The following is a 26,185-nucleotide window of genomic DNA, read 5'->3' on the forward strand; positions in this document are numbered from 1 at the left end:
CATCGCGGGGGCGTGTGTCATGGAGAGCGCGCGAAGGCGGGAAAAAATACCGGCCCCGCCCTGAAATCAGGGCGGGGCCTCGTGGACGTTTTCTCAGGCGGCCTCGACCAGTCCGAGCCGCATGGCCAGCCGCTCGCGCACGGCCGGCCATTCGGGATTCAGGATCGAGTAGAACGCGGTATCTCGGACCGTGTTGTCGGCGCCTCGGCTGTCCGCTCGCCGCACCCCGTCGAAGTGTGCGCCGAGGGCCTCGATGGCGGCCCGGGATCTGGTGTTGCGTACGTCTGCCTTCAGGGTGACGCGGTGGACGTCCCACGTGTCGAAGGCGTGCGAGAGCAGCAGGAACTTGCTCTCCCGGTTGACCCCCGTGCCCTGGGCGCTCGCGCCCAGCCAGGTGTAACCGATGTCCGCCACGGACGGGATGTCGCCCACCGCACCGCGGGTACCCGGCGGCCAGGGCATGGGGCCCTGCCAGTACTCCAGGTGCATGAGACGGGTGGCACCGACCACGCGGTCGGTGTTCAGCCACCGGATGGCGAAGGGCAAAGTGCGTCCCTCCGCCTGCTCAGCCAGGGCGGCCTCCACGTAGGAGACCACCTCGTCCCGGCCATTCGGGACCCGAGTGAAGGCATAGGTGGAGCGGTCTTCACTCGCCGCGGCGACGAGGTCATCGACGGCCGCGAGGCTGAGAGGTTCCAGGCGCACGGAGCGCCCGGACAGGGTGACGAGTGCGGGCATGAGCACATGATGGAGGGAGGTGGGGGTGCGCGTAACCATGCAGTTCGGGAGATCTTTTCCCGAGTTGCGCGGGCTGTGTGTTTCCGCAGGTCAGAAGGCCCTTTTGGGGAAAGGTAAACCTGCTCTTGGGAAAAGATTCGCCTAACCGTGACTTGGCGTCGAGGCCAGCGCTCCGGCGGTGCCGCGCCGGGTCAGCGACAGCTCCCTCAGACCGGTCGTGAGGAAGTCGAGGTTCTCCGCGATCCACGGCAGCCGCAGGGGATCGGGACTGGCCAGAGCGGCCATGCGTTCCTCCGCCGTGTCGCCGTAGAGCAGGCTCACCGCGACGCGGACGCGGGCCGCCGCGGGGTCGTCGCCGAAGGCGTGCCCGGGCAGCACGCCGATGCCGTGCTCCTCCAGCAGGATCTTGGTGAGCTCGGCGGACCCGCCGAGCCGCAGGTGGCTCAGGTCCGGGTAGAGGTAGAAGCCGCCCTGGGGGGCGTCCACGCGGGCGCCGGCCGCCGTGAACCGCTCGTGGACCGCTCTGGCCACCAGGCCGTGCAGCCGACGGCTGCTCGCGATGCGCTCGGTCAGCTCGGGTGGGTCGCCGAAGGCGTACGCCGCCGCCTCCTGCACGGGTGCCGCGGGGGCCGACCAGATCTCACTGGCCACCGCGAGCAGCTGCGCGCGCAGGTCATGGGCGCCTTCGGGAAGCCGGGCGACGCCGATCCGCCAGCCGCCGAGCGCCAGGCTCTTGCTCAGCCCGGTCGTCACGATCGTCCGCTCGGGCGCGAGGTCGGCCGGCGACGTGTACGGCAGCGCCGGGTCGTGCACGAGGTCGCGGTAGATCTCGTCCGAGATGATCATCAGGTCGAGCTCCCTGGCGACGTCCACCAGGCGGGCGACGGTCTCCGGCGTGGCCAGGCGTCCCGTGGGGTTGTCGGGCAGCGTCACCAGCAGGGAGCTCACGGTCCTGCCCGCCGCGCGGGCGCGGCGTACCTCTCGCGCGACGAGGTCCGGGTCGGGCACCCCGCCCTCTCCTGATGGTGCGGGCACCAGGATCGGGCGCGCGCCCACCAGGTCCGCCTGCGCCGCGTAGCTGACCCAGCTGGGCATGGGCAGGACGATGTCGCCGCCGATCGCCAGCAGCAGCCCGTACAGCAGGGACTTGCTGCCCGGTCCGCTGACGACCAGGTCGGGGTCGGTGATGAGCCCCCGTCGTGTCCAGTAGCCCGCCGCCGCGGCTCGCAGCCCGGACGTCCCCGCGACCGGCCCGTAGCCGTTGCGTTCTGACGCGGCGGCCAGCTTGTCGCGCAGCGCCGGGTGGACGGGCAGACCGGCCTCACCGAAGGCCAGGTGCAGCACGCGTTCCCCGGCGCGCCGTCTTCGGTCGATGTCTTCGTTCGCCGCCAAAGTGGCGGAAAGAGTAACGGCCATGTTTGTCACGTTCCCAGCGTGATTGGATGAAGGCATCAGCACAAGCGAGGCTTTTCGTGGGTAGGCATAAGGAAGTCTGATGCTGGAATTGCGCCGTTTGGTCCTGATCTGCGAGTTCGCGAGAAAGGGCAGCATCGCCGCGACCGCGGAGTCTCTCGGGTACAGTCCGTCGGCCGTCTCCCAGCAACTCGTGGCCCTCGAACGCGAGACCGGCACGGCCCTGATCGACCGCACCGCGCGCAGCGCCGAGCTCACCGACGCGGGCCGCCGTCTGGTCCTGCACGCCGAGCGCATCCTTTCGATGGTCGAGGAGGCCGAGTCCGACCTGTCCGCGCACGCGGGCAAGCCGTCCGGCCGGGTCGTCGTCACCGCCTTCCCCACGGCTGCCGTGGCATTCGCCCCCGCGCTCGCGCGATCACTGCGCCGCCACGAGGAGCTGACGCTGCGGCTGGGACAGAGCAGGTCGGGGCGCGGCATGCGCGAGGTGCAGTCGGGCGAGGTGGACATCGCTCTCGTGGACGACTGGTACGGCCGCGTCCGCGACAGCGAGAGCCTGCGGGTCTTCCCGCTGCTGCACGACCCGCTGGTGCTGGTGGTGCCGCGCAAGCACCGCCTGGCCGACCCCGACGTGCCGCTCGACCTGCGCGAGCTGCGTGACGAGCCGTGGATGGCGACGCCCGACGGCGAGCCCTCCCGCCTGGCCGTGGACCGGCTGCTGGTGGACGTGGGCGGCACCCGGCCGACGCCGTGGGAGTTCGAGGGTCTCGGGACGATCCTGTCGCTCGTCGCCAAGGGCCTCGGCATCGCGGCCGTGCCCGCGCTGGCGCTGGCCGCGGGGGTGCGCGGGCTGGCCGTACGGCGGTTTCCCGGCAACCCGGTCGCGCGGGAGGTGCACGCCGTAGCGCGCGGATCCAGCGTGCACCGGCCGTCGGTGTCGGTGACGTTGCGCGCCGTCCACGTGGCCGCCCGCCTCATCGCCGCCGACCTCGACCCGGTACGCCTCGCAGACCGGCCGCGCGGCGGCAGGCCCGCCGAGGACGACCCGCTGGCCGACTTCCCCGCCGGACCGACGGGCTCGCGGGACAGCTCGGTGGGCCGGTCGTTCGGGGAGTGACCGGCCCCGGGACGCGATAGCGTCTGGCGGCATGGCGCCGACGTACGACATCGAGCACCTGCTGCTCACCCAGCCGAGCACCCGAACGGTTGCGGGCGTCGACGAGGTGGGGCGGGGCGCGTGGGCCGGGCCCGTCACGGTCTGCGCGGTCGTCACCGACCTGTCCGAGCCGCCGGCCGGGCTGACCGACTCCAAGCAGCTGTCCCCGGCCAGACGCGGGCCCCTCGCCGCCGAGCTGGCCGCCTGGGCGGCGGGCGTCGGCTACGGCGAGGCGACCCACGACGAGATCGACACGCTGGGCATGACCGAGGCGCTGCGCCGGGCCGCCCGCCGGGCGCTGGAGGCGCTGCCGGTACGCCCAGACGCGGTGATCCTCGACGGCAAGCACGACTACATCGGCGCGCCCTGGCCGGTGCGGCTGGAGGTCAAGGGCGACGCGGCCAGCGTCTCGGTGGCGGCGGCGTCCGTGCTGGCCAAGGTGCGGCGCGACGCGCACATGGCGACGCTCGGCTGCGACGAGTACGGCTTCGCCGACAACGCCGGATACCCCTCGCCCCAGCACCAGGAGGCCCTGGCGAGGCTGGGGCCGACGTCCCACCACCGGTTGTCGTGGTCGTACCTCGACGACCTGCCGAAGTGGCGGCACCTGAAGCTCCACCGCGACCCGCTGGTGGGCGAGGGCCAGGCGAGCTTGTTCGGGTAGGCGGCGATGCGCATCGGGATCTTCGTCATCGCGGCACGGTTCCCCGGGCAGGAGCCCGGACGGGTGCTGGCGAACGCCGTCGAGCTGATCACGGCGGCCGAGGAGGCGGGTTTCGCCGACGCCTGGATCGCCGAACACCACTTCATGTCGTACGGCGTGTGCCCGTCGGCCACCACCCTGGCCGCGGTCGCCGCCGGGCGTACGTCGCGGATCGGCCTCGGCACGGCCGTCAGCGTGCTGTCCACGCAGCACCCCGTGGCTCTCGCGGAGCAGGCGGCGATGCTGCATCACCTGTCGGGCGGCCGGTTCACGCTGGGCGTCGGCCGGGGCGGGCCGTGGGTGGACCTGGAGGTCTTCGGCACCGGCATCGAACGCTACGAGCGCGGGTTCGCCGAGTCGCTCGACGTGCTGCTCGGCGCGCTGTCCGGCGGCCCGGTCGCGGCCGGCGGGGAGTTCTTCCGGTTCCGTGAGGTCGAGCCGGTGCCGGCCGCGCGGCTGCGCCCGGTGGTGGCGTGCACCTCGGAGGGCACCGTGGCGCTGGCCGCCGAGCGCGGGCTGCCGATGCTGCTCGGCATGCACATCGGCGACGAGGACAAGGCCGCGATGGTGGCGGCGTACGCGGCGCGCGGCGGTGTCGCCAAGGGGCATGTGGCGGCGGGGGTCGGCTACGTGGCCGACTCGACCGGGGCGGCGGTGCGGGAGCTGAAGCGGACGATGCCGCGCTGGCTCGGGCCGGGGCTGGCGGGATACGTGCCGGTGGACGGCCGGTCACGCCCGTCGCGGGACGTGCCGGCCTACGTCGACCTGCTGACGCGCATCCACCCCGTGGGCTCGGCCGAGCACTGCGCCGAGACGCTCGTGCGCACGTCGGAGGCCACCGGGATCGAGGACGTGATCCTCATGGTCGAGGGGCTCGGCGAGCACCGGCGCACCCTGGAGAACATCCGCCGCTTCGGCGCCGAGGTCCTGCCGCTGCTTCCGCGCTGAAGGGACCCGGATGACCGGCGGGCCGGTGCGGCGGCCCGCCGGTCGGGGCTCAGCAGTCCACGAGCTCCGGCTCCTGGTTGAGGATCTGGGCCCGCGGGGTGACGAAGTCGGCCAGGGCCCGGGTGGCCGCCGGGTCGAAGACCGCGACCCGGTGGCAGTTCTGGAACGCCAGGCGCACGCCGAAGTGGCGCTCCAGCGTGCCGCGCATCGCGTCGCTCGCCAGGCAGCGCAGCAGCTGGCCGCGCTCCTCCTCCGACGACGGCGGCACCTGGTTGTCGGCGAACGCGGCCCCGGTTTCCGCCCGCTGCTCGGCCAGGCCGCTGATCAGCGACCACGCGTAGGGAAGGGAGTCACGGACGCAGGCGAGGAACGCCGCATCGTCCACCTCACCGGTCTTGGCCTGGTCGAGCAGATCGTTCGGAACGGTCAGCGACATGCTGTCTCCTCTCGAAACGGGTCGAAACTGACGCTAGATCGGCCGGGGATCGGCCTCATAGATCCCCGGTGGGCACAGTCGTGTGGTCAGGGGCCGTAGACGAACTCGGGGTCGACCTGCTCGGTGAGGTCGCGGCCGGTCTTCGCGTTGCCCCACGCGCGGGCGTTGCGCAGGTGGAACTCGACGGTCTGGCGGCCGAAGCGCGCCCAGTCCTTCTCCTGCTCGTCGAGGGCCTTGCGCAGCACGGTGAGGGCGTCGGCGTTGGCCGGCTCCAGGTCGTCGAGGGCGAACGGGCGGCCCTGCTCCAGGGCCCGGACGGCGGCGGAGTGCTCCATCCAGGTGAGCAGGTCGTCGCCGGCGTGCTCACGCAGGAAGTCGACGTCGGACGGGCCGTGCACCTTGTTGCCGACCACGGCGAGGGCGACGTCGTACTGGGCGGCGTAGTCGCGGTACTGCCGGTAGACGCTCAGGCCCTGCCGGGTCGGCTCGGCGACGAGGAACGTCATGTCGAAGCGGGTGAACAGGCCGGAGGCGAACGAGTCGGCCCCGGCGGTCATGTCGACCACCACGTATTCGTCGGGCCCGTCGATCAGATGATTGAGCAGCAGCTCGACCGCGCCGACCTTGGAGTGGTAGCAGGCCACGCCGAGGTCGTCGTCGCTGAAGGGGCCGGTGGCCAGCAGGCGCAGGCCGTCAGGGGTGGACAGGCCGAGCGGGTCGGCGGCCAGGTCGTCGAAGCTCAGCAGCGTGGAGCCGCGCCCCGCCGGGGTCGTCTTGACCATGGCCTCGGCCGACGGGATGCGCGGGTTGGTGCCGCGCAGCCGGTCCTTGATCTCGGTGAGATGGGCGCCGAGAGGCTCGGGCTGCCGGTCGAGGCCGAGCACGAGGGCCAGATGCTGGTTGATGTCGGCGTCGATGGCGACCACGGGCGCGCCCTGGCTGGCTACGTGTCTCGCGAACAGGGCCGACATCGTCGTCTTGCCGCTGCCGCCCTTACCGACGAACGCCACTCTCACTGCGTCCTCCAAGGTGAGGATGAAAATCGTTTCCGTTGAGAACGGTCACCATCATGCCACACTCCGTGCACGGGAGAACGCCGGATCGGCCCAGGGGCGGCAGGACGGGCCTAGCGGCAGGTCGCGTCGAGGCTGACCGGGGCGTCGTGGCCGGCCGACGGCCCACGCGGTCCGGCCAGGGCCCGGCGCGGCCGATCCTGCTCCCGCAGGGCCTCGCGGACCGTGCGGCGGATGAAGTGCCAGTCCGGGCTCGCGGTGTTGACCAGCGGCGGGACGAAGTTGAGGCTGCGGATCCGCGCGTCCTTGACCCGCTGCGACAGGTCGATGGCGGCCGGCAGGAGGTCCTGCGGCAGGTCAGTGGAGATGGCCCTTTTCGTGGCCGCGGCCAGGCGCTCGAAGCTGTTGAGCACCGTGATCGGGTCGGCCTGCTTGGCGACCGCGTTGAGCAGGCACTTCTGACGTCCCATGCGGACGTAGTCGTCGCTGTCGGTGCGGGAGCGGCCGTACCAGAGGGCCTCCTGGCCCGACAGCTTGCGGGTGCCGGCCGGGAGCACGCCCTCGCGGTACTTGCCGTAGACGATGGGCTCCTTGATGGAGACCCGGACGCCGCCCATGGCGTCGACGATCTCGGCGAAGCCCTTCATGTCCACCATGGCGTGGAAGTGCACGGGGATGCCGAGGATGCCGCCGATGGTCTCCTTGATCAGCTCCGCGCCGCGCCTGCCCTTCGGCACGCCCGGCACCACCTCGGGGTGGTCCTCGCCGTACTGGTAGATCTCGTTGAGCAGGCCGGGGGTGTCGGCGCCGGTGCCGGCGAAGCCCCAGGGGAAGCGGTCCCTGGCCGGGCCCTTGGGCAGCGGCACGCGCTCCAGGTTGCGCGGCAGGCCGAACAGCACGGTCGCGCCGCTGTCGACGGCCACACTGGCCACGGTCATGCTGTCGGTACGCACCCCGGGCCGGCCGGGCGCCGAGTCGCCGCCGAGGAGCAGGAAGTTCACCCGCTCGGCGCCGTTCCAGGGGTCGTGGGCCAGGACGGGCGCGGTGCTGTCGCCGGGGGAGAACAGCGTGTTCACGACGTCGCGCGAGACGTAGGCCAGGCGGGTGGCGTACGCGGTGGGCGCGAGGACGAGCGCGCAGAGGGCGATGGTGAGCGTGGTGGTCAGCGCGCGGCCGACGAGGTCGGAGCGCGGGGGGCGGACGAGGAGGAAGGACCAGACGATCACCGTGATCCAGGCCAGCGCGATCACCACCAGGGCGACGGTGAGCACGGTCATCCAGCGCGGCTGGACGGCCAGCGACAGCAGGTTGACGCTGAACGCCGTGAACATGGTCAGGACGCCCGCCAGCATCAGGACGTACGCCGCCATGAGCGCCACGCCGCTCTTGCGGCGTTCCGCGGCGATGTGCGCGACCCCCCACAACACCGTCGAGGCGACGGTCAGCACGATGCTCGCGCCCAGGCCGAAATCTCGCTCTTTCTCCGTCATGCCGGCCGAACCCCCGTTGTGTGCCGATCCCAGAGACCTTAGTAATGGGATGTGCGTGAGAGCCGGTACGAACGGGAAGGGGTCTGTCAATTCCCCGTCAAAACCACCTTGGACTCCAACGCAACCATGCGTGAACGACACGGCAGTTACGGGTTCGACGCCCCGTGGGCCCTGGCCGGGCTGCTCGCCGGAGCGGTCCTGCTGCTGGCGCTCGCGGCGGTCTCGTTCGTCCTCGACGTGCCGGCGCCGGGCGTCGTCTTCCTGTTCGGGGCCCTGTACACGCTGGCCAGCGCGGCGAGCCAGCTCTACACGACGCGGCGCGGCAAGTTCGCCGTCTGGGACGAGGAGTTGCGGCGGCTGCGCGGCGACGAGCGGCTGCTCGATCTGGGGTGCGGGCGGGGCGCCATGCTGCTGCTCGCGGCCCGGCGGCTGGAGAGCGGCCGGGCCGCCGGCGTCGACCTGAAGCGGCAGCGCGTCGTGCGGGCGAACGCGGAGGCCGAAGGGCTCGCCGACCGGGTGGCGCCGGTCACGGCCGACCCGCGTGACCTGCCGTTCGAGGACGACGTGTTCGACGTGGTGGTCTCCGGGCGCACGCCGTCCGGTGGGGAGCGGGCCGTGGCGGAGGCGTACCGGGTGCTGCGGCCGGGCGGGGTGCTGCTGATCGCCGGCGACGTGCGGCACATCGCCGCGTACGAGGAGGTTCTGCGCCGGCTCGGCGCGCGTGACGTAAGGCGGCGTGACCTGGGGTGGCGCTACTGGCATGGCGGCCCCTGGGCGCGGACGGAACTGGCGGAGGCCGTGAAACCCAGCGAATAGGCCACGTTTGCCAGTCGTCTTCCGGGTATCCGGAGGTGCGTATGAGCGACGTGGAGACCGGCACCATCACCACGAAGGTGCCCGCACGGCTGGACCGGCTGCCGTGGTCCCGCTGGCACTGGATGATCGTCATCGGGCTGGGCACCGTCTGGATCCTCGACGGGCTCGAGGTCACCATCGTCGGCAACCTGTCCGCCCAACTGGCCAAGCCCGGCAGCGGCCTGGACATCACGCAGGCACAGGTCGCGGGCGTGGCCGCCGCGCTCTACGTCGCCGGCGCCTGCTCCGGGGCGCTGTTCTTCGGCTGGCTGACCGACCGGTACGGCAGGAAGAAGCTGTTCATCATCACGCTGGTCGTCTACCTGGTGGCCACGCTGATGACGGCGTTCTCGTTCAGCGCGTGGTGGTTCTTCCTGTTCCGGTTCATGACCGGCTTCGGCATCGGCGGCGAGTACGCGGCCATCAACTCGGCCATCGACGAGCTCATCCCGAGCCGGCACCGGGGCCGCATCGACATCATCATCAACGGCAGCTACTGGCTCGGCGCGGCCGGCGGGGCGCTGCTGACCGTGCCGCTGCTCAACGACCTGCCGCTCAACATCGGGTGGCGGGTCGCGTTCGGTCTGGGCGTGGTGCTGGGCCTGGCCATCCTGCTCGTCCGCCGGCACGTGCCGGAGAGCCCGCGCTGGTTGTTCATCCACGGTCGAGGCCGCGACGCCGAGCAGATCGTCGAGGGCGTCGAGCGCGAGATCGGCACCGAGAAACTGCGGGAGCCCGAGTACGAGATCACCGTGCACCAGCGCAAGTCGATCGGGTTCGTCCGCATCGCGCACACGATGGTCGCCCTCTACCCCAAGCGCACAGTGCTCGGTCTGTCGCTCTTCATCGGGCAGGCGTTCCTCTACAACGCGATCACCTTCGGGTACGCGCAGATCCTGTCCACGTTCTTCCAGATCGACACGTACACCGGTTACTACTTCGCGGTCATCGCGGTGGGCAACTTCCTCGGCCCGCTGTTGCTCGGCCATCTCTTCGACACCATCGGCCGGATCCCGATGATCTCGTTCTGCTACATCGGGTCGGGGGTGCTCCTGCTGGGTACCGCGTGGCTGTTCAACCAGGGCGTGCTCACCGCGGTGACGCTGACCGCGTGCTGGTCGGCAGTGCTGTTCGTGGCCTCGGCGGGGGCGAGCTCGGCGTACCTGACGGTCAGTGAGATCTTCCCCATGGAGACCAGGGCGATGGCCATCGCGTTCTTCTTCGCCATCGGGACGGCGGCCGGCGGCATCGCGGGCCCGCTGGTGTTCTCCACGCTGGTGGAGAGCGGGGTGCCGGGGGACACGGCGCTCGCGTTCGCCATCGGCGGCGTGGTGATGATCGCGGCGGGGCTGGTCGAGGTGCTCCTCGGGGTCAAGGCCGAGCGCAGGAGCCTGGAGTCGATCGCGGCCCCGCTCACGACCGCCGAACGCTGACGCGCTGACGATCTATCATGTGCTGGGTCTGTGGCAGGACCGAGCTTGGAGAGCGTGTGGCGCATCCGCGACCTCTGCGACCCGGCGAGCCCACCCACGTGGGCGACTATCGTCTCGTGGGCTGCCTGGGCGAGGGAGGGCAGGGCGCGGTCTACCTCGCCACCGCACCATCGGGGGAGCAGGTCGCGGTCAAGCTGCTGCGCGCCCGGCTGGGCGGCGACGCCGACGACGGGCTCCTGCGCGAGGCCGAGGCCGCCAGGAAGGTCGCCGAGTTCTGCACCGCCCGGGTGCTGGACGCCGGGGTGAGCGACGGGCTGCCGTACATCGTCAGCGAGTTCATCCAGGGCGAGTCGCTGGACCAGGTGGTGAGGCTGTCCGGGCCGCGGACGGCGGGGGCGCTGGAGCGGCTGGCGGTCGGCACGGCCACGGCGCGTACATGTCGCCCGAGCAGATCTCCGGGCAGCCGGTGGGGCCGGCCTCGGACATGTTCTCCTGGGCCGCGACGATGTTGTTCGCCGCGACGGGGCGGACGGTGTTCGGCGCCGACAACGCGGCGCTGGCGATGCACCGCGTCCTGCACCACGAGCCCGAGATTCCCGCGCTGCCCGGTGAGCTGGGCGATCTCGTACGGCGCTGCCTGGCCAGGCGCCCGGAGGACCGGCCGGCCGCGCACGAGGTCCTCCTGCGGCTGTTGGGCCACGATGCCGCGCGTTCGGACGATCGGCTTCCCGGCGGCGGGGCCCGTACGGACGACCGGCTTTCCGGCGGCGGGACGCGTGCGGCGCGCCCTGCGCGGCGGATGATGGCAGTGGCGTCCCTCGCGCTCGCCGTGGCCGCCGCCGTCGTGCTGTGGCGGCCAGGCTCCGGATGCGGCGCTCATCTCGGCGAGATCCCGAGCGGAACGGACACGGACATCCAGGCGGTAGCCGTCGCCCACGACCAGGGCAGGCCGATCGGCCTCGTCGCCGACGAGGAGTCGCTGACGTTCTGGGACCTGGCCGAGGACGAGAGCCTGTCGATCTCCCACCCCGCGCCTCACCACGGCCCCGTCACGGCCCTCGCCGCGTCCGGTCCGACGGTGCTCACCGGACGCTTCGACGGCACGGTCGAGGTCTGGGACGTACGGACGCACGGCACGGTGATCGACCTCGAAGGCCACGAGGAGCGGGTCGACGCCATCGCGATCGGCACGGCGGGGGGGTGAGACCGTCGCGCTCACCGGCGGGGCCGATCGTTCGATCCGCATGTGGGACGTAGCGTCCGGTGAGCTCATCCGTACCTTCGCCGGCGAGGTGGGCGAGATCGCCGCGCTGGCCCTCATCGACGTGGACGGCACGCCCGTGGCCGCGTCGGTGGACGGCTCCGACAACGTCCTGCGGCTGTGGGACGCGACGACGGGACAGCAGCTCGGCGACCCGCTGGCCACGGAGGCGGGCAACGGGCTGACGGCCGGTCTGCTGGCCGGCGCCCCCGTCCTGGTCTCCAGCGACCTGCGTGTCTGGGACCTGCGGACCCGGTCGCTGATCCGGGAGATCGAGTCCATCGGTGACACCGTGTCGAACGCCGTGGGGGTCGGCGATCTCGGTGGCGTCCCCATCGCCGTGACCGGCGAGTCTCTGGAGGACGACGACGCCATCCAGGTGTGGGACCTGAGCACCGGCCGCCCGTTCGGCCCGCACCTCGTGCCGGACCACCTGCCCGACTCGATGACGATCGGCCGCGTCGGCGAGCGCGTGGTCCTGCTCGCCGAGCAGGTCGACGGCGCGGACATCTGGAGCCTCAGCCCACCCTCCTGAGCCCTGCTCGCATTTTGGGCTCAGTGTCAAAGAGTGACGGATCGGCCACCACGACACCCTGGGTGGCCCGCCTTTCCAGTACAGCGACCTGAAGGGCGGCCACGCGAAAGCCCTGTTCGAACTGGACAACCCTCAGTACGAGATCCCGTAACTCACTCACCCCTTCCAGACGGCGAGCAGGTCGTCGGGCCTCCAGACCTGATCCAGCGGGAGATCGGGAGTCGCGCCGGCACGTGAGACGGCGATGCGGGGGGTGTCGTAACTCGTGCCGGGGACGACAGCGGCGCGGGTGAGCTCTTCTCCGGCCAGGCGTCGTCCGGCAGTGCCCTGGCGAGGGTCTCGCGAACGAGGGGCTCGACGGCCCGTCCGCGCCAGGTCGTCCAGGACCGTTCGATGCGCCGCAGGGCCAGGTCAGGCCGGCCGCGCTCGCTGTCGCCGATCGCGCGCCGCAAAAAACCTGGCCGCCATCGGACAACTGGTGCTCCACGGCGGCCGCGGCCTCGTGCCCGCCGGCTGGATGGAAGAGATGACCCGCCCCCGGGTGACCATCGAGGGCGACTTCGCGTACGGCTACCAGTGGTATGTCACCGGAGCCCGCGACCGGCTGGAGTGCATCGGCAACGGCGGCCGGCGGCTCGTCGTGGTGCCCGGCGAGGACCTGGTCGTGGCGGTGACGGCCGGCGACCACGACAGGGAGCCGGTCGGCACCGCCGCCGTCCTCGAGGCCGTGCTCGGCTAGGATCGCTGCAGCGTCGCGTGCCGGTGACGGGCTGCGTCAGGCATGGAGGCGTCCGACCAGGAAGGCGGTCACGATGACCCTTTCCCCGGCCCCCACCCGTGCGTGAGGGCGAGCACGACAGGCTGATCGCCTGGGACCACGAGCTGAAGGTCGCCCACGGGCGGCTCCGCGAAGCGCTGCGACTCGCGCGCGACTCCCTCGACCGCGGCGACGGCGCTTTCCCGCGTGACCTGCTGCTCTACTGTCACGGCTTCTGCGCCGCCCTCGGCGGGCACCACGTGAGCGAGGACACCGGGCTGTTCCCGGAGCTGGCCGCGCGCCATCCCGGCCTGCGACCCGTCATCGCGAAGCTGGAGCAGGACCACGGCATGATCGCGTGGTTGCTCCAGCAGTTCAAGCAGGCGCTCGACGCGGCCGCGCCCGCGAACGAGCTGCTTTTCCACCTGGACGGACTCTCCGCGATCATGGAGTCGCACTTCCGGTACGAAGAGCGCCGGCTTCTCGGCACCCTGGCGACGCTGGACCTCGACGCGGAACCGGGCGACCTTCTCGGCCCTCCCTGACCCTAGGGCACGAGCAGGACCCGGCCGTCGACGGCACGGCCCTCCACGAGGCGGTGCGCCTCGGCGGCCTGTTCCAGGGGCAGCGTGCGGCCGATGCGCGCCTCGCTGCGGCCGGAGGCCAGCCTGGCCAGCATCGCCGGGTAGTGGATGCCGAACGTCCGGGCGGCCCAGGCAGGCCCGCTGCACCCGATGATCGTCACGCCGCGTTCCATGAGGTCGGCGGCGGTGACGGCGGCGGGCCGGCCGCTCAGCAGCCCGTAGTAGAGCATCCGGCCGGAGCCCGGGGTCAGGCGTGCGAGCACCTGCCCGGCTGACGGCCCGGCGATGGACTCGAAGACGACGTCCACGTCGGGGAGCTGCGCGGGCCAGCCGGGCGTGCCGTGGTCGAGGACGGTGTCGGCGCCGGACGCGAGGGCCCGGCTCCGTTTGCCGGCCGATCCGGCCGTGGCGATGACGTGTCCGGCGCCGAACTCCTTCGCGTGGCGCACGAGGTACGTGCCCACCGTGCTGGTGCCCGCCTCCACCAGCACGGTCTCCCCGCCGTCGAGGCGCGCGCGGTGGAGCAGGGCGAGGGCGATCGCGCCGGGCGCGGCGGCGGCCAGCGCCTGTGACGGGGTGACCCCGTCCGGCACCGGGAACGCCATGGAGGCGGGGAGCGCCACGTACTCGGCGTACGCTCCGACGCCGCCGGTCACGCCCACCACCGTGCGGCCGAGCAGGTCCTGCGCCACTCCCGCCCCGACCTCCACCACCTCGCCGGCCGCCTCCGCGCCGATCACGGCGGGCGGCGACAGCGGGAACGGCAGTACGCCCGCCCTGATCTGGGTCTCGGCGTAGCTGACGCCGACGGCCTGCGCGCGGATGAGGACCTGGCCCTCTCCGGGTCGCGGGCGGGGCAGCTCCGCCGGCTGGAGCCGTTCAGGGCCGCCTGTCTCGGTCAGGACGATCGCGCGCATCGGGAGCTCTCCTTCAAGTGAACCAATGGTCCAGTTAATATATGGACCAGCGGTCAAGTTTGTCCATCGGAAAGAATGGCCGGATGGAACGTCGAGAGCGGGCCGACGCCGCGCGCAACCGGCGGGCGATCCTGCGGGCGGCCGAGGAGCTGCTGCGGCGGCACCCGCCCGAGCAGGTCTCCGTCGAGCGGGTCGCCGCCGCCGCGGGCGTGGGCAAGGGAACGGTCTTCCACCGGTTCGGCAGCCGTACGGGCCTGATGCGCGAGTTGATGAGCGAGCGGGCGCGCGAGCTGGAGGAGGCCGTCACGCAGGGCCCGCCGCCGCTCGGCCCCGGCGCGGCACCCTCCGAGCGGCTGGTCGCGTTCCTCGCGGCGGTGGCCGAGCTGGCGGCGCGCAACGGCAACCTGCTCGCGGCGCACGAGCATGCCGTGATGACGAGGAAGTCCGAGCAGCCGCGGGAGGCGAACCCGATCTACGTGTTCTGGCATCGCCACGCGTCCGGGCTGATCGCCGAGGCGCGGCCGGACGCCGACGCCGAGCTGATCGCCCACATGCTGCTCGGCACACTCCACATGGAGCCGGTCGCGAGCCTGTTGCGTGCGGGCGAGCACGAAAGGCTGGCCGCGAGCTTCGCCGACCTGGTCAGGGGGTTGCTGGAGCCCTGAGTGGTCAGTCGGCGCGCTGGGTGGCGGCGATCAGGCGCATCAGCGACTTGTGGAGGTGTTCCAGCTCTTCGATGTCCATGCCGAGGCGGGCCACGATGGCCGGGGGGATCTTCTCCGCCTCTGCCCTGAGCCGGCGGCCGGCTGGGGTGAGGGTCACGGCCAGGGCGCGCTCGTCCTGGTGGTTGCGCTCGCGGTGGACGTAGCCGAGGGCCTGGAGCCGCTTGAGCAGCGGGGAGAGCGTGCCGGGGTCGAGCTGGAGCAGCTCTCCCAGCTCCTTGACCGACAGCGGCTCGCGCTCCCAGAGCGCCAGCATGACCAGGTATTGCGGATGGGTCAGCCCCATGGGCTGCAGCAGCGGCCGATACAGGCCGATCACGCTGCGCGAGGCGATGCTGAGCGCGAAGCACACCTGCCGGTCCAGCTTCAACAGATCTGTCGCCTCTGTCACAGGCTCCATGTGTCCCTGCCTCCGATGGCCTCTGCTAGATTACTTTGTGTACCAACTAATAGCGTGCAAACAAATGCTACTCCCATCGAGCCCGGGAGGGACCATCCATGTTTCACCGCAAGCCGCTGGAGGAGCGCATCGCGGAGCGCCAGGCCAAGCTGCCTCCCCTGAAGGAGGGCAAGCACTTCGAGCACGGCCCGGCCAAGTTCGTCTTCGTCGCGCTGCTCACCGCGGTGGCGGCCATGCACCTCGTCGGGCTGGCCGTCGTCATGCACTTCACCTGAGAGACAGGCGGGGCACGGCGGCGCGGAAGGCGGCGACCGCCGCGCCGATCGCGGGGTGCTCGCCGTTCCCCCTTCTGAACGCCGCCAGGGTGCGGCGGCCCAGCGGCAGGCGCGTGAGCGTCACGCCGGGCGGCGGGGCGGTGGCGGCCAGGCGCGGGACGATCGCGACCCCCTGACCGGCCGCGGCGAAGGCGAGCACCGTGTCGAAGTCGTCGACGTGGTGGCGTACGTCGGGCTCGAAGCCGGCCGCCTGGCAGGCCCTGATCGCCATGGTGTGGCAGAGCGTGCCCGGCTTGTTGGTGATCCAGGCGTCGTCGCGGGCGGCGGCGATCGAGGGGCGGTCGGTCAGGTACATCGCCTCGCCGAACAGCGGCTCGGCCTCGATGGAGGCGTCGGTGACCGGCGGGACGAAGTCGTACTCGTGCACGAGGGCCACGTCGAGCTCCCCGGCCCGCAGCGCCGCCGAGACGTCGGCCGGGTCGATCTCGGAGACCATGGGCACGAGCCCCGGGTGGGCGCCGGTCAGCTCGGCCAGCGCGGGCGGCAGCAGCACGCGGGCGGCCGTGGGGAACGCGCCGATCCTGATCGGCCCCGACGGCCCGCCGCGGGCGGCGGCGAGCGCGGCGGAGGCGCGTTCGAGCTGTTCGAGCACGGCGTGCGCGTGCTCCACCAGCAGGTGGCCGGCCGGGGTGAGCGTCACCGTGCGGCCTGTGCGCTCCAGCAGCCGCACACCGGCCTCCCGCTCCAGAGCGCTGAGCTGCTGGGAGACCGCCGAGGGCGTGAACGTCACCGCCTCGGCGACGGCGGCGATCGTGCCGCGCCGGGCGAGTTCGCGGAGCAGGTGAAGCTTGCGCGGGTCGAGCATAAGTGAATCTTAAGCTGGAACGAAGAAATCAGCGCTGGACCTAACGGGTTCTGGGGCGGCACGCTCGGAGCATGCTGAGAGGAATCCACGTACCGCTGGTCACCCCGTTCGACGCGTCCGGCGAGGTCGCGCTGGACGCGGTCGAGAAGCTCGCCCACCGGGCGCTCGACGAGGGCGCGGCCGGGCTGGTCGCCCTGGGCACCACCGGCGAGGTGGCCGCGCTCGACCCCGCCGAGCGCGCGCGGGTGATCGAGGTGTGCGCGCGGGTCTGCGCCGAGCGGCAGGCGCTGCTCACGGTGGGCGTGACCGGCAACGACACGCGCTCCACGGCCCGCGCGCTGCGCGAACTGCCCGAGGGGGTGAGCACGGCGCTCGTGACGGTCCCGTACTTCCTGCGGCCGGGCGAGCGCGGGGTCGTCGCGCATTTCGAGGCGCTGGCCGAGGAGACCCCGGTGCCGCTGGTGGTCTACCACATCCCCTACCGCACCGGGCAGGCCGTCGGAGCCGCCACCCTGCGCGAGCTCGGCGCCCACCCGATGGTGGCGGGCGTCAAGTACGCCGCGGGCGGCATCGACCAGGACGCGGTGGACCTGCTCGCCGACTTGCCGGAGGGCTTCGACGTGCTGGGCGGCGACGACGTCTTCGTCTCGCCGCTGCTCGCGCTCGGCGCCTCCGGCGGCATCCTCGCCTCCGCGCACTTCGCCACCAGGTCCTTCGCCGAGCTGGTGGACGCCTGGCAGGCGGGCGACGCGGCCCGTGCCAGAGCGCTCGGGCACCGGCTGGCCCGGCTGTCCGCCGCCCTGTTCACCGCCCCGAACCCGACCGTCATCAAGGGCGTCCTGCACGCCGAGGGTCTCATCCCGACGCCGGACGTACGGCTCCCGCTGGTCCCGGCCGACCCGGAGACCGTCGCCGCGGCCCACGCGGTGGTGCGCCAGGAACACTGATGTTTTACGTGAAACCTCGCCGCAGTTGACCTCAACCGCTCTTGAGGTAGCACGCTCGGACCCATGACCGAAGTGATGAGAGCGGCGGCGTTCGCCGAACCCGGTGGCCCAGAAGCGCTGAAAGTGATGGAGCTGCCCGCTCCCCAGGCGGGGCCCGGACAGGTCCGCGTCCGGGTGCGGGCGGCGGGCGTGCAGCCGTTCGACGCGGCCGTACGGGCGGGGTGGCTGCCTCCGTACCTGCCGGACCTGCCTTACCCGCGCGTCCCGGGCAACGAGTTCGCGGGCGTGGTGGACCAGGTGGGGCCCGGAGTGACCGGGGTCGCGGCGGGCGACGAGGTGCTCGGGTTCTCGCGGTTGTTCGCCTACGCCGAGTGCGTCGTGGTGCCCGCGACCGACGTGGCGCCCAAGCCGGCCGGGGTGCCGTGGGAGGTGGCCGGCGGGCTGACCGCCGCCGTGCAGACGGCGGAGCTGGCGATCGACGGGATCGGCCTGGCCGACGGCGAGACGCTGCTCGTGCACGGCGCGGCCGGCGCGGTGGGCACGGCGGCCGTGCAGATCGCGCGGCGGCGCGGGGCCACCGTGATCGGCACCGCCCGCGAGGCCAACCACGACCACCTGCGCTCCCTGGGCGCCGTACCCGTGGTGTACGGGGAGGGGCTGGCCGACCGGGTGCGCGCACTGGCCACCGGCGGCGTGGACGCGGCCCTGGACGGCGCCGGCGGCCACGCGCTGGACGTCTCGCTGGAGCTGGTCGCCGACCGCCGCCGCATCGTCACGCTGGTCGAGCACGGCAAGGCGGCCCAGCTGGGCGTCCGGGTCGTCCAGGGCGAGCGGACCGCCGAACGCCTCGGCCGCTACGCCGCCCTGTACGCCCAGGGCGAGTTCGTGTTCCCGGTGCGCCGGGCGTACCCGCTGGAGGACGCCGCGGGCGCGCACCGCGAGATCGAGACCGGCCACGGCCGCGGCAAGGTCGTGATCACCATCTGACGCGCGACGCCGCCCCGCGGTCGTCGCGCATCACCGGCGGCTTCTGATCACCATCTGGCCCACAGGGCCTCGGCGACGGCGAGCTGGACCTCGGGCAGCTCGCTGGCGCCGCCCTGGACGTCCCACAGGCAGTTCTGCAGCGCCCGGCCGAGTGTCCAGCCGGCCGCGCGCCGCCGGTCGAGCCCGAGCGCGTCCACCATGAGGTCGAAGCGGCGCAGCACCGCGCGCGGCACGTCGCCGGTCGCGACCGCCTCGTCCCACCGGTTGTGCAGCGCGGGCATCAGGTCGAACCCGGGGTCGCCGGCCAGCGGCTTGGGGTCGATGGCCAGCCACGGCTCCCGGTCGGCGGACAACACGTTCTCGTAGTGCAGGTCCCAGTGGAGCAGCCGGTCACCGGGCTCGTGGACCAGCTCGGCGACCGCCCCGGCGCACCGCCGCAGCCACTGGCGGTCGCTCTCGCGGCGCAGCCGGGCGAGGGCGCCGTCCACGTCGTCGAGCATGCCCTGCGCGATGTCGCCCAGCCGGCGCATCCCCTCGGGCGCGGGATGGGCGACCAGCCGGCGCAGCAGCCCGGTCAGGACCTCCAGCGCCTCCATGACCTCGGGCACGGAGCCGAGTGAGCGGTCGGCTTCGAGCCGTTCGAGCAGCAGGGTGCCGGTCTCGGGGTCGGCGTCGAGCAGCAGCACGCTGCCGTCGCCCGACCACGTGCGCAGCCCCGGGGCCTCGGTGGCGTTCTCGTCGTTGACCGGCTGGAGTTTGAGCGCGGCGCGGGCGCCGTCGGCGCGGACGACGGGCAGCACGAGCGAGACCACGCCGTGCCGCGGCCCGCCGTCCAGCCGCAGCTCCCACTGCTCCAGGTAGCGTTCCGCCAGCGCGGGCAGCCCGGCGGACCAGGCTCGCCCGGCCTCGCCGTCCCACTTGACGTGGGACGCGGTCAGCGCCTCGGGAACCTGGATCCGCATCTAGAAATGCCAGGGGTACGGCGACCAGTCGGGCTCGCGCTTCTCCAGGAACGCGTTGCGCCCCTCGGCCGCCTCGTCCGTCATGTACGCCAGCCGCGTCGCCTCGCCCGCGAACACCTGCTGGCCCACCAGCCCGTCGTCGATCGCGTTGAAGGCGAACTTGAGCATGCGCTGCGCCGTCGGCGACTTGCCGTTGACCTTGCGCGCCCACTCCAGGGCGGTCGCCTCCAGCTCGGCGTGCGGCACCACGGCGTTGACCATGCCCATGCGGTGGGCGTCGGCGGCGCTGTAGGTCTCGCCGAGGAAGAAGATCTCGCGGGCGAACTTCTGCCCGACCTGCCGGGCGAGGTAGGCCGAGCCGAAGCCGCCGTCGAAGCTGGCCACGTCGGCGTCGGTCTGCTTGAAGCGGGCGTGCTCGGCGCTGGCCAGGGTGAGGTCGGCCACGACGTGCAGGCTGTGGCCGCCGCCCGCCGCCCAGCCGGGCACCACGCAGATCACGATCTTGGGCATGAAGCGGATCAGCCGCTGCACCTCGAGGATGTGCAGGCGACCGGTGGCCGCCGAGCCGTCGGCGTACTGGTAGCCGTCCTTGCCCCTGATGCGCTGGTCGCCGCCGGAGCAGAAGGCCCACCCGCCGTCCTTGGGGGAGGGGCCGTTGCCGGTCAGCAGCACGCAGCCGACGTCGGTGGTCTGCCGGGCATGGTCGAGGGCGCGGTAGAGCTCGTCGACCGTCTGCGGGCGGAAGGCGTTGCGCACCTCCGGCCGGTTGAAGGCGACGCGTACGGTGCCCTGGTCGACCGCCCGGTGGTAGGTGATGTCGGTGAAGTCGAATCCCTCGACGGCCTGCCACGCCTTGGGATCGAAGAGCTCGGAGACCATGGCCGAGAGCCTAACCGATCGGACTTTCCCTCCTTTCCTCGCGGCGTGGCACCTCGGCGCCACCGGCCGGCCGGTCCGGTCGGCGACGAGGTGCCCGCGTACGCCGGTCTAGGTGACTTCGGCCCGCAGCTCCGCGAGCAGGGCCCCTTGGTCGGCGAGCATGTCGGTGAGGATGCGCCGGGCGGCGTTGAGCAGATCGGCCAGCTCGGGTGTGGCCAGAGTGTAGACCACGGTGCTGCCCTCACGGATGGCGCTCACGATGCCCGCCCTGCGCAGGACGGCGAGCTGCTGGGAGAGGCTCGAGGCCTCGATGTCGATCTGGGCCAGGAGATCCCTGACGGGAAGCGGCCCTTCCTGGAGTAGCTCCAACACTCGGATGCGAGCGGGGTGGCCGAGCGTTCGGAAGAAGTCGGCCTTGGCCTGATAGACCTCCACGTGCATATCGTCCAGACTAATCCAGCGCAGTTGCATAATTCTTCAAGTCGTAACCTTGTTGGGTAGCATGACAGCGGGGACTAGGGAGTAGCCATGGGTCGAGGAAGAGCCAAGGCGAAGCAGACGAAGGTCGCTCGCCAGCTGAAGTACGCCAACCACAACATCGACTACGACCGGCTCCGTGAGGAGCTGGGCGCCGACGGGCGACGCGAGGAGATCTACCCGCCCACGCCGTCCGAGCAAGACCCCGAACGCATGCGCTGACGCGGGTCCGTTTCGCGGGGCACGGGTTCGCCCGTACGGGCGGTCACCGTGCCCTGAAGCGCACCGCCCCGAAAGGTGCCGTCAGGCGGCGCACGTGTCGTGGGTGGCGTCGAAGCCCTTGATCGCTTCGGTGTCGTCGGCGCGCTGCGCCTTCAAGCCCTTCCAGTCGTCGCCGATCACCAGCACGAGCCGGTTCGTCCGCGCGGCCGGGAGCTTCCTGGGTGTGTCCGCGAGGAGGTCGGCCGAGAGCGTGGGCACCCGGGTCTCGCCGTTGGGGCCGTAGAGGATCGCGGTCCTGGCCTGCGGCTTGCGGGCGGTGTCGCCCACCTTGGCGATGTGGTAGCCGCGCTGTTCCAGGAGCGCGGCCACCTCGGTGGCCAGGCCGGTGCGCCAGGTGCCGTTGCGCACCTCGATGGTGATCTTGGAACGGCCGACCTTGGCCTGGCCGCCCTTGACGCCCTCGACGCTCTGGTCCTTGGCCACGATCTGGAACAACCGGTTGGCCTGCGGCTGCACCCACTCGACCCGCCCCGGCTGGGTGAGCGAGTAGTGCCACGGGGTCGTGATGAAGCGGATCTTCCCGGCGTCGATGCCCTTCAGGCTGCTCGCGAGGTCGAACATGGCGCCCGCGGTCAGGCCGCTGTCGGTCGTGACGGCCTTGGTGCCGGCGTTGAGCACCTCGTAGAGCCGGGCGGGGTTGGTGAGCGTGTCGCCGCTCAGGATCTTCTTGATCATCGAGGCGATGAACATCTGCTGGCGCTGGATGCGCCCGATGTCGGAGCCGTCGCCGAGGCTGTAGCGGGCGCGTACGTAGCCGAGGGCCTGCTCGCCGTCGAGCGTCTGGCGGCCGGCGGGCAGGTGGAGCAGCGCCTTCTTGTCGTCGACCGGCTCGGGCAGGCAGACCTCGACGCCGCCGACGGCGTTGACCATGCTCTTGAAGCCGGTGAAGTCGACCTTCACGTAGTGGTCGATGTGGATGCGGGTGAGCGCCTCGATCGTCTTCCACGTGCAGCCGATGCCGCCGGAGTTGAACGACTCGTTGATCATGCCGAGATGGGCCTGCTGCCCGGGGAAGCTCTTGGTGGCGCGGCAGGCGGGCAGCTGCACCAGCGAGTCGCGCGGGAAGCTGACCACCATCGCGTTGTCGCGCTCGGACGACACGTGGACCAGCATGATCGTGTCGGTGCGCTCGCCCGCGATGTCGTGGCCGTATTTCGCGTTTTTTCCGTCGCGTTGGTCGGAGCCGACGACCAGGACGTTCATCGCGGAGGTCGCGACCTTGGGCGGGCGGGTGGCGCCGAGGTCCTCCGCGCTGACGTCTTCGTGCGTGACGTTGCCGGTCAGCCGGGCGGTGACGCCTACCGCCACCCCGGCGACCAGCAGGACGATCGCCACCGTGACACCGACCGCCCAGCGCAGCCAGCGGCGCCGCCGCCGCAGCGGCGCGCCGGGCTCGGAGGGCGGCGCGTCGACAAGCCCGCTGCTCACGTGACTCCCAAAGGGATGAGGCCCAGGGCCACCGCCCCGAGAGCCGTTGAACGGGGCTGAGTGTACTCAGTCCAGGTCAGCGCCGTGCGCTCAGTCCGGCAGGTCGACCCGCAGCGTCACCGTGCCCCGCATGTCGAGCCAGGCCCTGCCGGGCCCGCGGACGAGCCGCAGGACCACCTCCTCGCAGCCGGGGCAGCGGCCGACCAGGCCGGGGTCCGGGCCGTAGACGTGCAGGGAGCCGATGGGGCCGGTCAGGCCGCAGTTGGCGCAGCGGCCGGTGGCGGTGGTGACGTCCACGGCGAAGAGCTCGCCCAGCGGACCGGCCAGCGTGTTGCCGTCGAGGTGTTCTGCGGTCATGTCAGCCTCCGGTAGGGCCGAAACGCTCGGTTCTGATGCGCTCCGACGCGTGTCCCAGCGCGAGGAGCAGGTCGGCCGCCGCCTCCACGAAGCCGGTCGGCCCGCACACGAAGCAGTCGGGCCCGTGCCCGGCCGGCCAGCCACCCTCGGCCAGGTCGGCCAGCATGATGCGGCCCGCCGGGCGTGACGCGCCCTCGGGCACGGTCCGCGTGTAGAGGAAGGAGACGTCCAGCCCCGGGTCGGGGCGGCGCAGCTCGTCGGCGTAGTAGGCCCAGTCGGGGCCGCGCAGCGAGTACACCAGGCGGAACGGCGCCCGGCTGCCCGCCTGCCGGCGCGTCCTGATCATCGCCATCAGCGGCACGATGCCCGACCCGCCGGCCACCAGCAGCACCGGCCGCTCGTTCTCCGCCCGCCAGACGAACCAGCCGCCCACCGGGCCGCGGATCTCGACCTGGTCGCCGGCCTCCATGATCTCGGTGAGGTACGGCGACACCTCGCCGTCGGGCACGCTCTCCACGGTCAGCTCGACGTACTCGCCGTCGGCGGGACCGGCCAGCGAGTAGCTGCGCTGCGTGCTGTAGCCGTCCTCGGCCGTCAGCCGGACGTCGACGTGCTGGCCCGCGAGGTGTCCCGGCCAGCCGGGCACCCGGAAACGCAGTGTGCGCGCGGTCGCGGTCTCGGGCGTGCTGCCCACGAGCTCGGCCGCCCGCCAGACCAGGCGGCGCACTAGTCGCCCTCGTAGCGCTGCTCGCGCCAGGGGTCGCCGTAGTTGTGGTAGCCCGCGGTCTCCCAGAAGCCGGGGCGGTCGTCGTCCAGCAGGCGGATGCCGCGCACCCACTTGGCCGACTTCCAGAAGTACAGGTGCGGCACGAGCAGCCGGGCCGGGCCGCCGTGCTGCGGCTGCAGCTCCTCGCCGCCGAAGCGGTGCACGATCCACGCCTTGCCGTCGAGCAGGTCCTCCAGCGGCAGGTTGGTGGTGTAGCCGCCGTAGGAGTGGACGAGCGCGTAGTCGGCGGCGGTGTCGACGTTCTCGAGGAGCGTGTCCAGGGAGACGCCTTCCCAGGAGGTGTCCAGCTTGGACCACTCGGTGACGCAGTGGATGTCGACCGTCGGCGTCTCCTGCGGCAGGGCCAGGAACTCCGGCCACGTCCAGCGGTGGGTCACGCCGGCCTCGGTGTCGATGGCGAACTCCCACCGCTCGGGCGGGACGCGCGGGGTCGGCCCCGCCGACAACACCGGGAAGTCCTCGACCAGGTACTGGCCGGGCGGCAGCCGGTCGCCCTCGTCTCTGCGTCTGCCATGGAAACCGCGCGAAATGATGCTCACAAAGCCCCCCATGCCCCTATTTGGGCCGTTTCATCAGGAAGTATCCCTCAGAGGTGTGTGCGCGGGGTCACCAGGCCGGACTCGTACGCGAGGACCACGAGCTGGGCGCGGTCGCGGGCGCCGAGCTTGGTCATCGCCCGGCTGACGTGGGTCTTGGCGGTGGTCGGGCTGATCACCATGTGGGCGGCGATCTCGTTGTTCGACATGCCGCGGGCCACCAGCGCGGTCACCTCCCGCTCGCGGTTGGTGAGCACCTCCAGCCCCTTCGGGTCGGGCTCGGGGCGGCGGGACACGAACTCGCCGATCAGCCGGCGGGTGATCGCGGGCGCCAGCAGGGCGTCGCCGCGGGCCGCCACCCTGACGCCCTGGAGCAGGTCGTCGGGCTCGGTGTCCTTGATCAGGAAGCCGCCCGCGCCCGCCCTGAGGGCGTCGAAGACGTACGCGTCGAGGCCGAAGTTCGTCAGGATCACCACGTGGACGCCGCTCAGCCGCTCGTCCGCGGCGATCCGCCGGGTGGCCTCGATGCCGTCCATCACCGGCATCTGGACGTCCACGAGGGCCACGTCCGGGCGGTGTTCGACGGCGAGCGCGACGGCCTGCGCGCCGTCGGCGGCCTCGGCCACCACCTCGATGTCGTCCTCCGCGTCCAGCAGGGCGCGGAAGCCGGCGCGGATGAGCGCCTGGTCGTCGGCGAGCAGCACGCGGATCACGAGCGGTCTCCCAGCGGCAGTTCGGCGCGTACGGTGAAGCCGCCCTCGGGGCGGGGGCCGGCCAGCAGCCGGCCGCCGAGCGCCGTCACGCGCTCGCGCATGCCGGTCAGGCCGACGCCGGGCACGGGGGGCTCGTCAGGGGTGGCCCGGCCGTCATCCTCCACCTGCACGACCAGCTCGGCTCCGCCGTAGTCGATGCGCACCGACGCGGCGCCGCCGCCCGCGTGCCGGGTGACGTTGGTGAGCGCCTCCTGCACGATCCGGTACGCCGCCCGGTCCACCTCGGCGGGCAGCTCGCGCCGCTCGCCGCGGACCGTCACCGTGGCCGGCAGCCCCGCTGAACAGGCCCGCTTCACCAGGTCGTCCAGCCGGTCGAGCCCGCTCGCGGGATCAGCGCCCGGGTCTTCGGGATCGCGCAGCACCTCCAAGGTCGCGCGCAGCTCGCGCATGGCGTCGCCGCTGGCCTCCTGGATGGCGAGCAGTGCCGCGGGCACCTCGTCGCCGCGCTTGCGCGCCAGGTGCACGGCCACGCCCGCCTGCACCTTGATGACCGAGATGCTGTGGGTGAGCGAGTCGTGCAGCTCTCTGGCGATCCGCAGCCGTTCCTCGCCCGCCCGGCGGCGCGCGGCCTCCTCGCGGGTCCGCTCCGCCTCAAGGGCGCGCTGCTCGGCCTGCTCCAGGTACGCCTGCCGGTGCCGGCTCACCGTCCCCGCCACCCCGGCGGCCACGAACCAGCCGAGCAGCAGCGTCGTGTCCTGGAGGATCCCCAGCGGGTCGCGGTCCGGGGCGGCGGCCAGGTTGCCCGCCAGGCTCGCGCCCAGGAACACCGCCCCCGCGAGCGCCGCGGGCAGCCGCCGACCGGTCAGTACGACGGCGAACACCGACAGCAGCACCGGGAACGCCGCCGTCGGGCCCGGGTCGACGCGCAGCGCCAGGACGAGCATGCACGGCGTGGCGACCAGCAGCGACAGCAGGGGCGCCCGCCGCCAGGCCACGAGCGACGCCGCGCCGACGAGCACCGCCGCCAGGTCGAGGGCCTGCGCGCCGGGGACGGCCAGCACCGTGACCGCGAGCAGGACGGCGACCACGGCGGCGAGGGCGCCGTCCAGGGCCAGGGGGCGCCATCCAGGCAAAGAGGTCATTCTTGAACAGTAAAGCGTGTTCACCGCGAGGTCATCGGCATCGAGACGGAGGCCCGCACTACTCCCGGCGATGTACGTACGCCGCTCGTGCGCCCCCGGCCGTAACCCCAGGTGTCTTCCCCGGCACGATTCCCGGCCGCGGCCCGGGGATCACGATGGCCGTCATGGAGACGATCCGAGCAGGAGG

General features: G+C 72.2%; 31 protein-coding genes and 1 pseudogene. 14 read left to right on the forward strand and 18 right to left on the reverse strand.

Annotation, left to right across the window (positions count from 1 at the left end):
* Window positions 1-93: 93 nt before the first annotated feature.
* Both E1286_RS02070 and E1286_RS02075 read right to left on the reverse strand, forming a co-directional pair.
* Window positions 94-738, reverse strand: coding sequence for a GNAT family N-acetyltransferase (locus E1286_RS02070; protein WP_132608553.1), 645 nt, complete (start codon window positions 736-738; stop codon window positions 94-96).
* A 141-nt stretch (window positions 739-879) separates the two neighbouring features.
* Window positions 880-2,154: a pyridoxal phosphate-dependent aminotransferase gene (locus E1286_RS02075; protein WP_132608554.1), complete on the reverse strand. Its 1,275-nt coding sequence runs from the start codon at window positions 2,152-2,154 to the stop codon at window positions 880-882.
* A gap of 79 nt (window positions 2,155-2,233) precedes the next feature.
* Between E1286_RS02075 and E1286_RS02080 the strand changes: the two genes are divergently transcribed.
* The 3 genes from E1286_RS02080 to E1286_RS02090 are packed head-to-tail and all read left to right on the forward strand — an operon-like array spanning window position 2,234 to window position 4,958.
* Window positions 2,234-3,268, forward strand: a complete 1,035-nt coding sequence (locus tag E1286_RS02080) for a LysR family transcriptional regulator (RefSeq protein WP_246074332.1) — start codon at window positions 2,234-2,236, stop codon at window positions 3,266-3,268.
* Window positions 3,269-3,299: 31 nt separating this feature from the next.
* A complete protein-coding gene (locus E1286_RS02085) occupies window positions 3,300-3,971 on the forward strand; it encodes a ribonuclease HII (protein ID WP_132608555.1) in 672 nt (223 codons plus the stop codon).
* 6 nt (window positions 3,972-3,977) lie between these two features.
* Window positions 3,978-4,958 (forward strand): LLM class flavin-dependent oxidoreductase, encoded by a 981-nt coding sequence (locus E1286_RS02090; protein WP_132608556.1) that lies wholly within the window; start codon window positions 3,978-3,980, stop codon window positions 4,956-4,958.
* Between the two features lie 49 nt (window positions 4,959-5,007).
* On the opposite strand, the gene E1286_RS02095 is transcribed toward E1286_RS02090, so the two are convergent.
* The 3 genes from E1286_RS02095 to E1286_RS02105 form a co-directional block, all read right to left on the reverse strand.
* Window positions 5,008-5,394, reverse strand: a complete 387-nt coding sequence (locus E1286_RS02095; protein WP_132608557.1) for an SCO5389 family protein — start codon at window positions 5,392-5,394, stop codon at window positions 5,008-5,010.
* A gap of 86 nt (window positions 5,395-5,480) precedes the next feature.
* Window positions 5,481-6,410, reverse strand: a complete 930-nt coding sequence (locus E1286_RS02100; RefSeq protein ID WP_132608558.1) for an ATP-binding protein — start codon at window positions 6,408-6,410, stop codon at window positions 5,481-5,483.
* A gap of 110 nt (window positions 6,411-6,520) precedes the next feature.
* The gene (locus tag E1286_RS02105; protein WP_246074334.1) at window positions 6,521-7,897 is read right to left on the reverse strand and encodes an LCP family protein; all 1,377 of its coding nucleotides are present in this window, start codon (window positions 7,895-7,897) and stop codon (window positions 6,521-6,523) included.
* Window positions 7,898-8,023: 126 nt separating this feature from the next.
* Here E1286_RS02105 and E1286_RS02110 point away from each other — a divergent pair, with 126 nt between their 5' ends.
* Window positions 8,024-8,713 (forward strand): class I SAM-dependent methyltransferase, encoded by a 690-nt coding sequence (locus E1286_RS02110; protein WP_132608559.1) that lies wholly within the window; start codon window positions 8,024-8,026, stop codon window positions 8,711-8,713.
* 41 nt (window positions 8,714-8,754) lie between these two features.
* Window positions 8,755-10,185, forward strand: a complete 1,431-nt coding sequence (locus E1286_RS02115; protein ID WP_132608560.1) for an MFS transporter — start codon at window positions 8,755-8,757, stop codon at window positions 10,183-10,185.
* A 151-nt stretch (window positions 10,186-10,336) separates the two neighbouring features.
* Here the strand turns inward: E1286_RS02115 and E1286_RS47470 are convergent, their stop codons facing one another.
* On the reverse strand, window positions 10,337-10,606 hold the full coding sequence (locus E1286_RS47470; protein WP_223189451.1) for a hypothetical protein: 270 nt from the start codon (window positions 10,604-10,606) through the stop codon (window positions 10,337-10,339).
* A 12-nt stretch (window positions 10,607-10,618) separates the two neighbouring features.
* Between E1286_RS47470 and E1286_RS02125 the strand changes: the two are divergent.
* From E1286_RS02125 to E1286_RS02145, 4 genes and pseudogenes are all read left to right on the forward strand, one after another.
* Window positions 10,619-11,389, forward strand: a pseudogene (locus E1286_RS02125) (protein kinase domain-containing protein); the annotation flags it as partial.
* A 40-nt stretch (window positions 11,390-11,429) separates the two neighbouring features.
* Entirely contained in the window at window positions 11,430-11,981 is a 552-nt protein-coding gene (locus tag E1286_RS02130) for a WD40 repeat domain-containing protein (protein WP_132608562.1), read from the forward strand.
* Window positions 11,982-12,459: 478 nt separating this feature from the next.
* A complete protein-coding gene (locus tag E1286_RS02140) occupies window positions 12,460-12,720 on the forward strand; it encodes a serine hydrolase domain-containing protein (RefSeq protein ID WP_132608563.1) in 261 nt (86 codons plus the stop codon).
* Window positions 12,721-12,818: 98 nt separating this feature from the next.
* Entirely contained in the window at window positions 12,819-13,283 is a 465-nt protein-coding gene (locus tag E1286_RS02145; RefSeq protein ID WP_132608564.1) for a hemerythrin domain-containing protein, read from the forward strand.
* Window positions 13,284-13,285: 2 nt separating this feature from the next.
* Here the strand turns inward: E1286_RS02145 and E1286_RS02150 are convergent, their stop codons facing one another.
* Window positions 13,286-14,239 carry a quinone oxidoreductase family protein gene (locus E1286_RS02150; protein WP_132608565.1) on the reverse strand — a complete coding sequence of 318 codons (954 nt, stop codon included), beginning with the start codon at window positions 14,237-14,239 and terminating at the stop codon, window positions 13,286-13,288.
* Window positions 14,240-14,322: 83 nt separating this feature from the next.
* Here E1286_RS02150 and E1286_RS02155 point away from each other — a divergent pair, with 83 nt between their 5' ends.
* Window positions 14,323-14,904: a TetR/AcrR family transcriptional regulator gene (locus E1286_RS02155; RefSeq protein ID WP_187368102.1), complete on the forward strand. Its 582-nt coding sequence runs from the start codon at window positions 14,323-14,325 to the stop codon at window positions 14,902-14,904.
* A gap of 4 nt (window positions 14,905-14,908) precedes the next feature.
* Here E1286_RS02155 and E1286_RS02160 read toward each other — a convergent pair whose 3' ends face one another.
* Window positions 14,909-15,361 carry a MarR family winged helix-turn-helix transcriptional regulator gene (locus tag E1286_RS02160; protein ID WP_132608567.1) on the reverse strand — a complete coding sequence of 151 codons (453 nt, stop codon included), beginning with the start codon at window positions 15,359-15,361 and terminating at the stop codon, window positions 14,909-14,911.
* Window positions 15,362-15,459: 98 nt separating this feature from the next.
* Here E1286_RS02160 and E1286_RS47475 point away from each other — a divergent pair, with 98 nt between their 5' ends.
* The gene (locus E1286_RS47475; RefSeq protein WP_165969527.1) at window positions 15,460-15,636 is read left to right on the forward strand and encodes a hypothetical protein; all 177 of its coding nucleotides are present in this window, start codon (window positions 15,460-15,462) and stop codon (window positions 15,634-15,636) included.
* Here E1286_RS47475 and E1286_RS02165 read toward each other — a convergent pair.
* Window positions 15,629-16,501 (reverse strand): LysR family transcriptional regulator, encoded by an 873-nt coding sequence (locus E1286_RS02165; RefSeq protein ID WP_132608568.1) that lies wholly within the window; start codon window positions 16,499-16,501, stop codon window positions 15,629-15,631. The two genes, E1286_RS47475 and E1286_RS02165, sit on opposite strands and share 8 nt — an antisense overlap.
* 71 nt (window positions 16,502-16,572) lie before the next feature.
* On the opposite strand from E1286_RS02165, the gene dapA reads away from it, so the two are divergent.
* Together dapA and E1286_RS02175 are read left to right on the forward strand one after the other, a co-directional pair.
* Entirely contained in the window at window positions 16,573-17,448 is an 876-nt protein-coding gene (gene dapA, locus E1286_RS02170; RefSeq protein ID WP_132608569.1) for a 4-hydroxy-tetrahydrodipicolinate synthase, read from the forward strand.
* A 75-nt stretch (window positions 17,449-17,523) separates the two neighbouring features.
* The gene (locus tag E1286_RS02175; RefSeq protein WP_132608627.1) at window positions 17,524-18,435 is read left to right on the forward strand and encodes an NADP-dependent oxidoreductase; all 912 of its coding nucleotides are present in this window, start codon (window positions 17,524-17,526) and stop codon (window positions 18,433-18,435) included.
* 47 nt (window positions 18,436-18,482) lie between these two features.
* On the opposite strand, the gene E1286_RS02180 is transcribed toward E1286_RS02175, so the two are convergent.
* The 3 genes from E1286_RS02180 to E1286_RS02190 all read right to left on the reverse strand — a co-directional run bounded on the left by E1286_RS02180 (window position 18,483) and on the right by E1286_RS02190 (window position 20,717).
* Window positions 18,483-19,397 (reverse strand): aminoglycoside phosphotransferase family protein, encoded by a 915-nt coding sequence (locus tag E1286_RS02180; protein ID WP_132608570.1) that lies wholly within the window; start codon window positions 19,395-19,397, stop codon window positions 18,483-18,485.
* Window positions 19,398-20,276, reverse strand: a complete 879-nt coding sequence (locus tag E1286_RS02185) for a 1,4-dihydroxy-2-naphthoyl-CoA synthase (RefSeq protein WP_132608571.1) — start codon at window positions 20,274-20,276, stop codon at window positions 19,398-19,400.
* A 108-nt stretch (window positions 20,277-20,384) separates the two neighbouring features.
* Window positions 20,385-20,717 (reverse strand): ArsR/SmtB family transcription factor, encoded by a 333-nt coding sequence (locus tag E1286_RS02190; protein WP_132608572.1) that lies wholly within the window; start codon window positions 20,715-20,717, stop codon window positions 20,385-20,387.
* Window positions 20,718-20,804: 87 nt separating this feature from the next.
* Here E1286_RS02190 and E1286_RS02195 point away from each other — a divergent pair, with 87 nt between their 5' ends.
* Entirely contained in the window at window positions 20,805-20,975 is a 171-nt protein-coding gene (locus E1286_RS02195) for a DUF3073 domain-containing protein (protein ID WP_111176810.1), read from the forward strand.
* An 81-nt stretch (window positions 20,976-21,056) separates the two neighbouring features.
* On the opposite strand, the gene E1286_RS02200 is transcribed toward E1286_RS02195, so the two are convergent.
* The 6 genes from E1286_RS02200 to E1286_RS02225 form a co-directional block, all read right to left on the reverse strand.
* Window positions 21,057-22,463, reverse strand: coding sequence for an LCP family protein (locus E1286_RS02200; RefSeq protein ID WP_132608573.1), 1,407 nt, complete (start codon window positions 22,461-22,463; stop codon window positions 21,057-21,059).
* A gap of 90 nt (window positions 22,464-22,553) precedes the next feature.
* Window positions 22,554-22,820, reverse strand: a complete 267-nt coding sequence (locus tag E1286_RS02205) for a DUF6510 family protein (RefSeq protein WP_132608574.1) — start codon at window positions 22,818-22,820, stop codon at window positions 22,554-22,556.
* A gap of 1 nt (window position 22,821) precedes the next feature.
* A complete protein-coding gene (locus E1286_RS02210; protein ID WP_223189453.1) occupies window positions 22,822-23,547 on the reverse strand; it encodes a ferredoxin reductase in 726 nt (241 codons plus the stop codon).
* On the reverse strand, window positions 23,547-24,146 hold the full coding sequence (locus tag E1286_RS02215; RefSeq protein ID WP_132608575.1) for a sulfite oxidase-like oxidoreductase: 600 nt from the start codon (window positions 24,144-24,146) through the stop codon (window positions 23,547-23,549). The genes E1286_RS02210 and E1286_RS02215 overlap by 1 nt, the downstream gene beginning before the upstream one ends.
* Before the next feature lie 47 nt (window positions 24,147-24,193).
* Window positions 24,194-24,856 (reverse strand): response regulator, encoded by a 663-nt coding sequence (locus E1286_RS02220; protein ID WP_132608576.1) that lies wholly within the window; start codon window positions 24,854-24,856, stop codon window positions 24,194-24,196.
* Window positions 24,853-25,998 (reverse strand): sensor histidine kinase, encoded by a 1,146-nt coding sequence (locus E1286_RS02225; RefSeq protein WP_132608577.1) that lies wholly within the window; start codon window positions 25,996-25,998, stop codon window positions 24,853-24,855. Before E1286_RS02225 ends, E1286_RS02220 begins: the two co-directional genes overlap by 4 nt.
* Window positions 25,999-26,185: the final 187 nt, after the last annotated feature.

Source organism: Nonomuraea terrae, from assembly GCF_004348995.1.
GTDB lineage: Bacteria > Actinomycetota > Actinomycetes > Streptosporangiales > Streptosporangiaceae > Nonomuraea > Nonomuraea terrae.